At 66.2% G+C, this 12374-nt stretch carries 11 protein-coding genes; 9 read left to right on the plus strand and 2 right to left on the minus strand.

The window, feature by feature from the left end; all coding sequences use genetic code 11:
- Nucleotides 1-170: 170 nt before the first annotated feature.
- Nucleotides 171-1103 carry a serine O-acetyltransferase EpsC gene (gene epsC / locus B4M43_RS10490; protein WP_296266745.1) on the minus strand — a complete coding sequence of 311 codons (933 nt, stop codon included), beginning with the start codon at nt 1101-1103 and terminating at the stop codon, nt 171-173.
- Between the two features lie 260 nt (nt 1104-1363).
- Here epsC and tcyJ point away from each other — a divergent pair, with 260 nt between their 5' ends.
- The 9 genes from tcyJ to B4M43_RS10535 all read left to right on the plus strand — a co-directional run bounded on the left by tcyJ (nt 1364) and on the right by B4M43_RS10535 (nt 10317).
- The gene (gene tcyJ / locus B4M43_RS10495) at nt 1364-2158 is read left to right on the plus strand and encodes a cystine ABC transporter substrate-binding protein (RefSeq protein ID WP_296266747.1); all 795 of its coding nucleotides are present in this window, start codon (nt 1364-1366) and stop codon (nt 2156-2158) included.
- Complete coding sequence (gene tcyL, locus B4M43_RS10500; RefSeq protein WP_296267319.1) at nt 2158-2823, plus strand: cystine ABC transporter permease; 666 nt, start codon at nt 2158-2160, stop codon at nt 2821-2823. The genes tcyJ and tcyL overlap by 1 nt, the downstream gene beginning before the upstream one ends.
- Nucleotides 2824-2826: 3 nt before the next feature.
- The gene (tcyN, locus tag B4M43_RS10505; protein WP_296266749.1) at nt 2827-3585 is read left to right on the plus strand and encodes an L-cystine ABC transporter ATP-binding protein TcyN; all 759 of its coding nucleotides are present in this window, start codon (nt 2827-2829) and stop codon (nt 3583-3585) included.
- Between the two features lie 253 nt (nt 3586-3838).
- Nucleotides 3839-5080, plus strand: coding sequence for an SfnB family sulfur acquisition oxidoreductase (locus tag B4M43_RS10510; RefSeq protein ID WP_296266751.1), 1242 nt, complete (start codon nt 3839-3841; stop codon nt 5078-5080).
- A 108-nt stretch (nt 5081-5188) separates the two neighbouring features.
- On the plus strand, nt 5189-6370 hold the full coding sequence (locus tag B4M43_RS10515) for an SfnB family sulfur acquisition oxidoreductase (protein WP_296266753.1): 1182 nt from the start codon (nt 5189-5191) through the stop codon (nt 6368-6370).
- Entirely contained in the window at nt 6370-7755 is a 1386-nt protein-coding gene (locus tag B4M43_RS10520) for an LLM class flavin-dependent oxidoreductase (protein WP_296266756.1), read from the plus strand. Before B4M43_RS10515 ends, B4M43_RS10520 begins: the two co-directional genes overlap by 1 nt.
- Entirely contained in the window at nt 7748-8548 is an 801-nt protein-coding gene (locus B4M43_RS10525; protein ID WP_296266758.1) for a MetQ/NlpA family ABC transporter substrate-binding protein, read from the plus strand. Before B4M43_RS10520 ends, B4M43_RS10525 begins: the two co-directional genes overlap by 8 nt.
- Nucleotide 8549: 1 nt before the next feature.
- Entirely contained in the window at nt 8550-9683 is a 1134-nt protein-coding gene (locus B4M43_RS10530; protein WP_296266760.1) for a methionine ABC transporter ATP-binding protein, read from the plus strand.
- Nucleotides 9673-10317 carry a methionine ABC transporter permease gene (locus B4M43_RS10535; RefSeq protein ID WP_296266761.1) on the plus strand — a complete coding sequence of 215 codons (645 nt, stop codon included), beginning with the start codon at nt 9673-9675 and terminating at the stop codon, nt 10315-10317. The genes B4M43_RS10530 and B4M43_RS10535 overlap by 11 nt, the downstream gene beginning before the upstream one ends.
- A 136-nt stretch (nt 10318-10453) precedes the next feature.
- On the opposite strand, the gene dibA is transcribed toward B4M43_RS10535, so the two are convergent.
- Nucleotides 10454-12349, minus strand: coding sequence for a phosphodiesterase DibA (gene dibA / locus B4M43_RS10540; RefSeq protein WP_296266764.1), 1896 nt, complete (start codon nt 12347-12349; stop codon nt 10454-10456).
- Nucleotides 12350-12374: the final 25 nt, after the last annotated feature.

Consider the following 12374-nt stretch of genomic DNA (forward strand, 5'->3'; position numbering starts at 1 on the left):
CAAGCGTTCAAGTTAAACATGGATCGCCCGCCATTGCGACCCAAGCGGGCCGAACGGCAAGCCGGAGTCACGTGTCGATGTGAGGTTCAGAGAGGTGCCGTGACGGGCAAGTTCCGTACGTGCTCGAACGGCGTCAGCCCCCCTGCGGCGGGGGCTGAGGGCACTGCGGCTCAGCGCGTGCTGTCGCAGTCCAGTTGCAGATTGGCCTGGGTGATGTTGCTTTGCGCGGGCACGCTGCGGGTCAGCCAGACGTTGCCGCCGATGGTCGAGCCTTGGCCGATGGTGATGCGCCCCAGGATGGTGGCGCCGGCGTAGATCACCACGTCGTCCTCGACGATCGGGTGGCGCGGCTGGCCCTTGTGCAGCATGCCGGTTTCGTCGGTCGGGAAACGTTTGGCGCCCAGGGTCACGGCCTGGTAGATACGCACCCGCTCGCCGATGATGGCGGTCTCGCCGATCACTACGCCCGTGCCATGGTCGATGAAGAAGCCCGGGCCGATCTGCGCACCGGGATGGATGTCGATGCCGGTGGCCGAGTGCGCCAGCTCCGAGCCGATGCGCGCCAGCAGCGGCAGGCCGGCGCGGTACAGGTGGTGCGCCAGGCGGTGGTGGATGATGGCCAGGATGCCGGGGTAGCACAGCAGCACTTCGTCGACGCTGCGCGCCGCCGGATCGCCGTGGAAGGCGGCCAGCACGTCGGTGTCGAGCAGCACGCGCAGGTGCGGCAGCTCGGCGGCGAACGCCTGGATCAAGCTCAGGGCGCGGGCATCGGTGCTGGCCACGTCGCTCTTCTCCTGGCGTGCGGCGTAGCGCAGTTCCAGGCGGGCCTGGGTCAGCAGCAGGGTCAGGGCCGTGTCGAGGGTGTGGCCGACGTAGAAGTCCTCGCTTTCCTCGCGCAGGTCGACCGGCCCCAGGCGCATGGGAAACAGCGCGCCGCGCAACAGCTCGAAGACCTCGCCGATGGCTTCGCGCGAAGGCAGTTCGCGGCCGCCCTTCTCGCCGCTGCTGCGGCCGTTCTGGGTACGCCACTGGTCACGGGCGCTGCGCAGCCCGTTGACGATGGTCGGAAGCTGCCACTGGCTGGTCGAAGGGTGTTGGCTCACGGTGTGCTCCTGCCGCAGGTCGGGGGCGATGTTGGAAAGTGGCCATTACTCTACGACAAACTCGCGGGGGTTGTAGGCGCGGGTGAACCGAAGCCCCGGCCGCCCACTCCTATCAATGCCAGCATTTCCTTGGTCTATGCTGGGGCCAGCGGCGAACGCAGCGATTCGCGCATAAGCACAGACCGACAACGTCTTTCCCGCCGCCGAACACTGCGCTGTATCGTCGCCAGCCATTCCAACCTCCTTACGCAGGGCACTCCATGATCAGACTCGGCAAACCGCTCCTCACCACCGCCCTGGCCCTGCTGCTGGGCGTCGGCCTGACGGGCCAGGCTTCGGCCGGCGAACAGCTCAAGACCATCGAGGAAAAAGGCGTGCTCAATGTCGGCCTGGAGGGCACCTATCCGCCGTTCAGCTTCGTCGACGAAAAGGGCAAGCTCAGTGGTTTCGAAGTGGAGCTGTCCGAGGCGTTGGCCAAGCAGATGGGCGTCAAGGTCAAGCTGCAACCCACGCCCTGGGACGGCATTCTCGCCGCCCTCGCTTCCAAGCGTCTGGACGTGGTGGTCAACCAGGTGACCATTTCCGATGAGCGCAAGCAGAAGTACGATTTCTCCACCCCCTACACGATTTCCGGTATCCAGGCCCTGGTGTTGAAGAAGAACCTCGATGAGCTGGCCATCAAAGGCGCCGCGGACCTGAACGGCAAGAAAGTCGGCGTGGGCCTTGGTACCAACTACGAGCAATGGCTGCGCAAGGAAGTGCCGAAGGCCGACGTGCGCACCTACAACGACGATCCGGTCAAATTCCAGGACCTTGCGGTCGGCCGCATCGACGCCATCCTCATCGACCGCCTGGCCGCGCTGGAATACACCAAGAAGGCGCCGAACACCGCTTTGGCAGGCGAAGCCTTCTCGCGCCTGGAATCGGGCATCGCTGTGCGCAAGGACGAACCGGAACTGCTGGACGCACTGAACAAGGCCCTGGCCGCACTCAAGGCCGACGGCACCCTGACGGCGCTGTCGCAGAAATACTTCGGGGCTGACGTCACGCAATGATCGAGCAAAGCCTGCAGCTGGCCCTCGACTCGCTGCCGTTCCTGCTCAAGGGCGCGTACTTCACCGTCATCCTCAGCGTCGGCGGCATGCTCTTCGGGTTGCTGCTGGGCTTCGCTCTGGCGCTGATGCGCCTGTCGCGCCTGTGGCCGGTGAGCTGGCTGGCGCGGATCTACGTGTCGTTCTTTCGCGGCACGCCACTGCTGGTGCAGCTGTTCCTGATCTATTACGGCCTGCCCCAGGTCGGTATCGAGCTCGACCCGTTGCCTGCCGCGCTGATCGGCTTTTCACTGAACATGGCCGCCTATGCCTGCGAAATCCTGCGGGCGGCCATTGCCTCGATCGATCGGGGCCAATGGGAAGCCTGCGCCAGCCTCGGCATGACCCGCGCCCAGGCGCTGCGCCGCACGATTCTGCCGCAGGCCATGCGCACCGCCCTGCCGCCGTTGGGCAACAGCTTCATTTCGCTAGTCAAGGACACCGCGCTGGCGGCCACTATCCAGGTGCCCGAGCTCTTCCGCCAGGCCCAGCTGATCACCGCACGCACGTTCGAAGTGTTCACGATGTACCTGGCCGCCGCACTGATCTACTGGGTGCTGGCCAGCCTTCTGGCGCACTTGCAGCACCGCCTCGAAGCGCGCGCCAACCGCCATGACCGGGAGCACTGAGCGATGATCGTCGTCGAAGGCCTGACCAAGCGCTTCAACGGGCAGACGGTGCTCGACCGCATCGACCTGCGCGTGGAAGCCGGTGAGGTGGTGGCCATCATCGGCCCCAGCGGTTCGGGCAAAACCACCTTCCTGCGCTGCCTGAACCTGCTGGAAACGCCGGATGCCGGCAAGGTGCGCATCGGTGACATCGGCATCGATGCCGATCGTTCCCTGGGCAACCAACAACGGGCGATCCGTCAATTGCGCCAGCAGGCTGGATTCGTCTTCCAGAACTTCAACCTGTTTCCCCACCGCACGGCCTTGGAAAACGTCATCGAAGGTCCCGTGGTGGTGAAGAAGGTGCCACGCGACAAAGCCTTGACCTTGGGCCGTGCGCTGTTGGCCAAGGTGGGTCTGGCCGGCAAGGAAGACGCCTACCCGCGCAGATTGTCGGGCGGCCAGCAGCAACGGGTGGCGATCGCCCGGGCGTTGGCCATGGAGCCTGAGGTGATGCTGTTCGACGAGCCCACCTCGGCGCTCGACCCGGAGCTGGTCGGCGAGGTGCTGGCGACCATTCGCAGCCTGGCGCAGGAGCGGCGCACGTTGATCATCGTCACCCACGAGATGAGTTTCGCCCGCGACGTGGCGAACCGGGTGGTCTTCTTCGACCAGGGGGTGATCGTCGAACAAGGCGAGGCCAAGGCCCTGTTCGCCAATCCGCAGCAGGCGCGTACGCAGCAATTCCTGAGGAAGTTCCTGGGCACTGCCGCAGCCGGTTGAACAGGCTTTTTTTGGCTTGGCATTCACACTTGGGAAAGCTCGGACAGGTGAACGCTGCCCTTCTATAGATATTCGAAAAAGCTATTTCATAAAGATTTGATAAGCCACTAGGGTATATCCACCGGACCACCGGACCAACAAACGTCTGTCGCTCGAAGCGACCTATTCATTTTGTGAGGTCAGGAATGGTCAGGGTCTCGATTACCCCAGTGCATATCGCCAGGGCATTGCGTGCAGCCAAGGAGCAGCACTAATGTCCAGCCAATTCAATCCAGTGTTCCACGTGGAACATGACGTTGCCCCCGCTCTACTGCCTGCCAAAATATTGCGCAATGACGACGAGGCCCTGCAAGCTGCCCATGAGCTGGCGCAGGTGGCTCGGCGACAGGCTGCACAGCGTGACCGTGAACGCGCCCTGCCTTGGGATGAGATCGAACTGTTCACTCGCAGTGGCTTAGGCAGCATCAGCGTGCCCAAGCAATATGGCGGCCCGGAGGTTTCCTTCGCTACCATCGCCGAAGTGTTCCGCATCATTAGTGCGGCGGACCCCGCCCTGGGACAGATTCCGCAAAACCAGTTCGGCATCCTGCAACTGCTGCGTCTGACCGCCACCGAGGACCAGCAGGCCGTCATCTTCCGCAGCGTGTTGGAAGGCGCGCGCATCGGCAACGCCGGCCCCGAGCGCGGCAGCAAAGACACCCTGACCTTGAAGGCGCGCATCACGCGCAGCGACGACGGCTATCGCCTGAGCGGTGAGAAGTTCTACTCCACCGGCGCCTTGTTCGCCCACTGGGTCGCCGTCAAGGCGCTGGACGACCAAGGCTTGCAACGCCTGGCTTTCGTGCGTCGTGGCAGCCCAGGCTTGCGCATCGTCGACGATTGGTCGGGGTTCGGTCAGCGCACCACCGCCAGCGGCACCGTGCTGCTGGATGACGTGCCGGTCGAAGCGGCATTGGTCGTCGACAACTGGCGCCAACGCGACCAGCCCAACACCCAGGGTGCCGCCTCGCAACTGATCCAGGCCGCCATCGACGCTGGCATCGCCGAAGCGGCCATCGACGATGCCATCGCCTTCGTACGGGAAAAGTCCCGTCCCTTCATCGAGGCCAAGGTGGAGCGCGCCAGCGACGACCTCTATGTGATCGCCGACATCGGCCGCCTGAAGCTGGAACTGCATGCGGCCCTGGCTCTGCTCGGCAAGGCCGCGCGAGTGCTCGACGAGGTCCATGCGGCGCCCATCGATGCCGCCTCGGCGGCACGGGCGTCGATCGCCGTGGCCGAGGCCAAGGTGCTGACCACCGAAGTGGCCCTGCAAGCCAGCGAGAAACTGTTCGAACTGGCCGGCAGCCGCGCGACCCTGGCCGAGTTCAACCTCGACCGGCACTGGCGCAACGCCCGGGTGCACACCCTGCACGACCCGGTGCGCTGGAAGTACCACGCGGTCGGCGCCTACCACCTCAATGGGACGTTGCCGGCTCGGCACTCCTGGATCTGATTGCAGGGCCGCCACTGCCTGGCGGCTCTCCCATGCCCTTGTAGGTGGCGCGGCCGACGCTTCGGTCCATCGACGAAGCGCGAACGCCGCCCCGACCCCGGAGCCCCCATGACTACACCCCTCATCACCAGCGACGCCCAAGCCCTGGCCGTCGCCGAAGACGTCGCCCAGCAACTGCAAGCGGGCAGCAGCGACCGCGACCGTGAGCGTCGCCTGCCCCACGCCGAACTGGCGCTGTTCAGCCGCTCGGGCCTGTGGGCCATCAGCGTGCCCAAGGCCTTTGGCGGCGCCGGCGTATCCAATGTCACCCTGGCCCAGGTCATCGCACGCATCGCCCAGGCCGACGCTTCGCTCGGGCAGATTCCGCAGAACCATTTCTATGCCTTGGAAGTGCTGCGCGTGAACGGCAGCCCTGAACAGCAAAAACGCCTGTACGCCGAAGCCTTGGCCGGACAGCGTTTCGGCAACGCGCTGGCCGAACTGGGCACCAAGACCGCCCATGACCGCACCACGCGCCTGAGCCGCGACGGCGCCGGGTATCGCATCGACGGTTGCAAGTTCTACGCCACCGGTGCGCTCTATGCGCAGCGCATCCCCACCTCGGTGGTCGACGACGAGGGCCGCCAGCATTTGGCCTTCGTCCCTGCCGACAGCCAGGGCGTGCAGGTGATCGACGACTGGAGCGGTTTCGGTCAGCGCACCACCGGCAGTGGCTCGGTGCAGTTCGACCATGTGTACGTCGACGCCGACGAAGTGGTGCCGTTCGACACGGCTTTCGAGCGCCCCACGCCGGTCGGCCCACTGGCGCAGATTCTCCATGCCGCCATCGACACCGGCATTGCCCGCGCCGCTTACCAAGACACCTTGCAGTTCGTGCGCACCCGCAGCCGGCCCTGGATCGATTCCGGCTTGAGCAAGGCCAGCGAAGACCCACTGACCTTGAAGAGCGTCGGCCACTTGGCGATACGTCTGCATGCGGCCGAAGCCCTGTTGGAACGGGCTGGCGAACACCTCGACCGCGCCCAGGCCGACACCACCGCCGAGACCGTGGCCGCCGCCTCGATTGCCGTGGCCGAGGCCCGCGCGATCAGTACCGAGATCGCCCTGGCCGCCGGCACCACGTTGTTCGAACTGGCCGGCAGCCAGGCCACCCTGGCCGAGCACAACCTCGACCGCCACTGGCGCAACGCCCGCGTGCACACCCTGCACGACCCGGTGCGCTGGAAGTACCACGCCATCGGCAATTACTACCTCAACGACGAACACCCAACACGCCGGGGGACGATCTGATGGCCAAGCAGCTGTTGCTCAACGCCTTCAACATGAACTGCATCGGGCACATCAACCATGGTCTGTGGACGCACCCGCGCGACACGTCGACCCAGTACAAGACCCTCGCCTACTGGACCGACCTGGCCAAGCTGCTGGAGCGCGGGCTGTTCGACGGGCTGTTCATCGCCGACATCGTCGGCACCTACGACGTCTACGGCCACTCCGTGGACGTGCCGCTCAAGGAGTCGATCCAGCTGCCGGTCAACGACCCGCTGCTGCTGGTGTCGGCCATGGCCGCCGTCACCCGGCACCTGGGCTTCGGCCTCACCGCCAACCTCACCTACGAAGCGCCCTACCTGTTCGCCCGGCGCCTCTCCACCCTCGACCACCTGAGCGGCGGCCGGGTCGGCTGGAACATCGTCACCGGCTACCTCGACAGCGCCGCCCAGGCCATGGGCCTGGAGCGCCAGCCCGAGCACGACCGCCGCTACGACCAGGCCGACGAATACCTGCAAGTGCTGTACAAGCTGCTCGAAGGCAGCTGGGCCGACGACGCGGTGGTCAACGACCGCGCGCGGCGGGTGTACGCCGAGCCGTCCAGGGTGCGCAAGGTGCGCCACCAGGGCGAGTTCTACAAGGTCGAGGGCTACCACCTGTGCGAGCCTTCGCCGCAACGCACGCCGGTGCTGTTCCAGGCCGGTACGTCCGCGCGCGGCCTGGCTTTCGCCGGCAACCATGCCGAGTGCGTGTTCATCGGCGGCCGCGACAAGGCCGCCACCCGCGCCCAGGTCGACAAGGTCCGCGCTGCCGCCCAGGCCGCCGGCCGCGACCCGCACGCCGTGAAGCTATTCCTCGGCATCACGGTGATCGTCGCGCCCACCCAAGCCCAAGCCGAGGCCAAGCACGCCGAATACCTGCGCTATGCCAGCCCCGAGGCAGGCGTCGCGCACTTCGCCGCCTCCACCGGCATCGACTTCGCCACCTACGCCCTGGACGAACCCATCACCGCCGGCAACGGCAATGCCATCCAGTCGGCCACCCGCCAGTTGCAGGAAGACGCCTGGACGCGCCGGCGCCTGCTGGAGCAGCACGCCCTGGGCGGGCGCTACCTGACCCTGGTCGGCGACCCTGCCCAAGTGGCCGAACAACTGATCGGCTGGATCGACGACACCGGTCTGGACGGCTTCAACCTGACCCGCACCGTGACCCCGGAAAGCTTCGAAGACTTCATCGACCTGGTGGTGCCGCAATTGCAACGGCGCGGCCGCTACAAGACCGCCTACGCCGAAGGCACCCTGCGCGAGAAACTGTTCCACAGCGATCACCCGCACCTGCCCGCCGACCATCCCGGCACGGCCTATCGCCATACCTCTGCCCCGACTGGAGCCCCGCACCATGCTTGAGAAACTGTTCCGGCCCGTCGCGGCCCTCGCCCTGACCCTGAGCCTTGGCGCCAACGCCCTAGCCGCCGAGCCTCTGAAGGTCGGCACCACGTCGGCCTTCGCCATCCCGCTGGAGGCGGCCGTCGAGGAAGCGCACAAGCAAGGCCTGGAAGTGAAGCTGATCGAGTTCAGCGACTGGATCGCGCCCAACGTCAGCCTCAATGCCGGCGACATCGACGTGAACTACTTCCAGCACATCCCCTTCCTGGAAAACGCCAAGGCCGCGGCCGGCTTCGACCTGGTGCCCTACGCGTCGGGGATCATCAACAACGTCGGCCTGTATTCGAAGAAATACACATCCTTCGCCGAACTGCCCGAAGGCGCCAGCGTGGCCATCGCCAACGACCCGATCAACAGCGGCCGCGGCTTGCAACTGCTGGCCAAGGCCGGCCTGATCACGCTCAAGCCGGGCGTGGGCTACAAGGCCACCGAAGAGGACATCACCGCCAACCCGAAGAACCTGAAGATCCTCCAGGTCGAGGCCGTGCAACTGGTGCGGGCCTATGACGACGCCGACCTGGTGCAGGGCTACCCGGCCTACATCCGCCTGGCCAACAGCTTCGACGCCACCTCGGCGCTGCTGTTCGACGGCCTGGAAAACAAGGAATACGTGATCCAGTTCGTGATCCGTCCGCAAACCAAGGACGACCCACGCCTGGCCAAGTTCGTCGACATCTATCAGCACTCGCCTGCCGTACGCGCGGCCCTGGACAAGGCCCATGGCAGCCTATACCAGGCCGGCTGGGAAGGCTGACATGGGCCAGGCCAGCGCGCTCAAGGCGCCCTTCCCCTTGCCGGCAGCGTCCACCGACCACGCCCAGGTTCGCCCTCAGGCTCGAACCGAGGCTGCGCACCCCGAGGCCGACCAGGCGCACGTGCGCTTCGTCGGCCTGGGCAAGACCTACCCCGGCCAAGCGCAGCCGGCATTGCAGGGCATCGACTTGAACATCCGCCGCGGCGAGATCTTCGGCATCATCGGCCGCAGCGGTGCCGGCAAGTCTTCGCTGCTGCGTACCATCAACCGTCTGGAGTTGCCCAGCCAGGGCCAGGTGCTGATCGATCACGTGGACATCGCCCCCTTCGACGAAGACCAGCTCGTGGCGCTGCGCCGGCGCATCGGCATGATCTTCCAGCACTTCAACCTGATGTCGGCCAAGACCGTATGGCAGAACGTCGAGCTGCCCTTGAAGGTGGCCGGCGTGGCCAAGGCCGAGCGCCAGCGCAAGGTGCGCGGGCTGCTGGAACTGGTCGGCCTGCAAGACAAGCACCACGTCTATCCCGCACAGTTGTCGGGCGGACAAAAGCAGCGCGTGGGCATCGCCCGGGCCTTGGTGCACGACCCGCAGATCCTGCTGTGCGACGAGGCCACTTCGGCGCTGGACCCGGAAACCACCGCCTCGATCCTGGCGCTGCTGCGCGACATCAACCGCCGCCTGGGCCTGACCGTGGTGCTGATCACCCATGAGATGGCGGTGATTCGCGACATCTGCCACCGGGTGGTGGTGCTCGAACGCGGCCAAGTGGTCGAGCAAGGCGAGGTATGGCAGGTGTTCGGCAACCCACGCCATGAGGTGACGCGCACCTTGCTGGCGCCGTTGCAGACGTGCCTGCCCGAAGCGCTGCTGGCCAAGCTGCGCGCTGGCCCCGGCGACGGTCAGGGCGCCGTGGTGCTCAAGCTCAGCGTACTGGGCGAACCGGCGCTGAGCGAGTTGTTCGCCGACCTGGGCGGGCGTGTGCGCCTGCTACAAGGCGGCGTGGAGACCATCGGCGAACACGTGCTGGGGCAACTGATCCTGGCGGTGCAGGACGCACCCTACGACACCGAACGACTGCGCGAACGCGCCGGCCGCTGGGCCGAGCGCGTGGAGGTACTCGGCCATGGGCTTTGATCGTTTGCTCGAAGGCTTGCTCGACACTTTGCTGATGGTCGGCGTATCGTCGTTGGTCGCGCTGTTGGTGGGCGTGCCGATGGCGGTGCTGCTGGTCACCAGCGACAAGGGCGGCATTTACGAGGCGCCGCTGGTGAACCGGGTGCTGGGCGCCTTCGTCAACCTGTTCCGCTCGATCCCGTTCCTGATCCTGATGGTGGCGCTGATCCCCTTCACCCGCCTGTTGGTGGGCACCACCTACGGTGTGTGGGCCGCCGTGGTGCCGCTGACCATCGCCGCCACGCCGTTCTTCGCCCGCATCGCCGAAGTGAGCCTGCGCGAGGTCGACCATGGCCTGGTGGAAGCGGCCCAGGCCATGGGCTGCCGACGCTGGCACATCACCTGGCACGTGCTGTTGCCCGAGGCGCTGCCCGGCATCGTCGGCGGCTTCACCATCACCCTGGTGACGCTGATCAACTCGTCGGCCATGGCCGGGGCGATCGGCGCCGGTGGGTTGGGCGACATCGCCTATCGCTATGGTTATCAGCGCTTCGACAGCCAGGTGATGCTGACCGTGATCGCCATGCTGGTGGCGCTGGTGGCGGTGATTCAACTGGGTGGCAATCGCCTGGCGAAGCGCTTGAACAAGCGCTGAGGGCTTGAAGCAGCGCTGAGGGCTCAACGGCGCAAGCCTGCCGAGCGCGGCGCCGTTGCTCAGGCGGCGGCGCCGTCATACGTCCGGTTTCGACTATCGCGCCTTGTGCCGCATGCCGTTGCGGCACGCGGCGCCTTCACTGGCCGTCCAGGTCCGCCACAGGCACCGGCCGCCCGAACCAGTACCCCTGCCCTAGCTCGCACCCCTGCTCCAGCAGGAATTCGGCCTGCTGCGCCTGCTCGATGCCCTCGGCGTGCACCTGCATGTTCATGCTGCGTGCCAGGGCGATGATCACGCGCACGATGGCGATGTCATCGTCGTCCTCCGGCAGCCCGGCGACGAAGCCCTGGTCGATCTTGAGCTTCTGCACCGGCAGGCGCTTGAGGCGCAACAGCGAGGAATAGCCGGTGCCGAAATCGTCGATGGCCAGGCGCAGGCCCAGTTCGCGCAGGCGGTGCAGTTGTTCGAGCGAGATTTCCGGGTCGTCCATCACCGCGCTTTCGGTGACTTCCACTTCCAGCAATGCCGGGCTCATGCCGGTTTCGGCCAGCACCTGGGCGACGTCCAGGTACAGACCGCGTTGGCTGAACAGCCGGCTGGAGATGTTCACCGCCACGAACTGCAAGGCCTGGCCTTCGGCCTGCCAGCGCACCATCTGCCGGCAGGCCTGGCGCAGCACCCACAGGTCGATTTCGGCGATCAGCCCAGTGCGTTCGGCGATCGGGATGAACTCGCCCGGTGGCACCAACCCGCGCTCGGGGTGCTGCCAACGTACCAGCGCCTCTACGCCAACGCGTGCGCCGCTGGCCAGGTCGTGCACCGGCTGGAAGTACACGCGCAGCTCCTCCTGCTCCAGGGCGCGGCGCAGCTCGCTTGCGGTTTCCACGCGCTGCTGGGCATGGGCGGTCAGCTCCTCGGTGTACAGCGCATAACCCGCACGGCCATTGCCTTTGGCCTTGTACAGCGCGGCGTCGGCGTTGCGCAGCAGTTGCTCGGCGCTGCGCGCGTCGTTGGGAAACAGGCCGATGCCGATGCTGACGCTGATCGACAAGCGGTGCCCGTCGCAATCGAACGGGGCCTTCATGTGCTCGAGGATGGTCCGCGCCAGGTCCGCCGCCTGGCCCACCTGCTGGCAACGCTCGAGCAGCACACCGAACTCGTCGCCGCCCAGCCGCGCCAGGGTCACGCCTGTGCCGAGCAGTGCGCTCAAACGTTCGCCCACGCGTTTGAGCAACTGGTCGCCCAGGGTGTGGCCCAGGCCGTCGTTGATGCTCTGGAAGTGGTCGAGGTCCATCAGCAACAGGGCGCAGCCTTGCTTGTGCGTTTGCGCGGCGCTCAGGGCCTGCTCGACGCGATCGTTGAACAGCAGGCGGTTGGGCAATCCGGTGAGCGGATCGTGGTGGGCCAGGTAGGCCAGCTCCTGCTCGGAGTGCTTGATGGCGCTGACGTCGCTGAACACCGCCACGTAATGGCTGACCTGCCCCTGCTCGTCGCGGATGGCACGGATGGTCTGCCACTGCGGGTAGATTTCGCCCTGTTTGCGGCGGTTCCAGATCTCCCCGCTCCACTCGCCGGTAGCCGCCAGCGCCGCGTAGATGCCTTGATAGAACGCCGGCCCATGGTGGCCGGACTTGAACTTGCTCGGCCGCTGGCCCAGCACTTCGTCTTCCTGGTAACCGGTGATGCGCATGAACGCCCGGTTGACGTGCACGATCAGGCCATCGCGGTCGGTCACCAGCACGCCTTCCAGGGTGCTGTCGAAGACGGCCTCGGCCATGCGCAGGCGCTGCCGGTCTTCGCGGCGCAAGCGCGCGCCCAGGCCGATGGAGCCGAGCAGACGCGCGCGATTGACGAACAACAGCGCGGTGCTCGCCAGCAGCCACAGCGCCACGCTGACGTTGTGGCTCCAAGCCTGTGCCGTGGGATCGTCGAACAGGTGATCCAGCACCTGCCCGGCCAGTACCAGCCAGAGAATCGAGAGCACCAGGTAGAGCGCAGCCATGCGCAAGGCGTCGCGAGTGGAAACGGACATGATGGGTGGGTCGGCCCCCGATGAG

Origin of the sequence: Pseudomonas sp. UBA6562 (assembly GCF_002434265.1) — a bacterium.
In the GTDB taxonomy this organism is placed as follows: Bacteria; Pseudomonadota; Gammaproteobacteria; order Pseudomonadales; family Pseudomonadaceae; genus Aquipseudomonas.

Excerpts from the sequence above, each read along its gene's own strand:
- B4M43_RS10515 (WP_296266753.1), top strand. The coding sequence starts at position 5,189 with ATGACTACACCCCTCATCACCAGCGACGCCCAAGCCCTGGCCGTCGCC.
- dibA (WP_296266764.1), bottom strand. The coding sequence starts at position 12,349 with ATGTCCGTTTCCACTCGCGACGCCTTGCGCATGGCTGCGCTCTACCTG.
- B4M43_RS10525 (WP_296266758.1), top strand. The coding sequence starts at position 7,748 with ATGCTTGAGAAACTGTTCCGGCCCGTCGCGGCCCTCGCCCTGACCCTG.
- B4M43_RS10530 (WP_296266760.1), top strand. The coding sequence starts at position 8,550 with ATGGGCCAGGCCAGCGCGCTCAAGGCGCCCTTCCCCTTGCCGGCAGCG.
- tcyJ (WP_296266747.1), top strand. The coding sequence starts at position 1,364 with ATGATCAGACTCGGCAAACCGCTCCTCACCACCGCCCTGGCCCTGCTG.
- B4M43_RS10535 (WP_296266761.1), top strand. The coding sequence starts at position 9,673 with ATGGGCTTTGATCGTTTGCTCGAAGGCTTGCTCGACACTTTGCTGATG.
- B4M43_RS10520 (WP_296266756.1), top strand. The coding sequence starts at position 6,370 with ATGGCCAAGCAGCTGTTGCTCAACGCCTTCAACATGAACTGCATCGGG.
- tcyN (WP_296266749.1), top strand. The coding sequence starts at position 2,827 with ATGATCGTCGTCGAAGGCCTGACCAAGCGCTTCAACGGGCAGACGGTG.
- B4M43_RS10510 (WP_296266751.1), top strand. The coding sequence starts at position 3,839 with ATGTCCAGCCAATTCAATCCAGTGTTCCACGTGGAACATGACGTTGCC.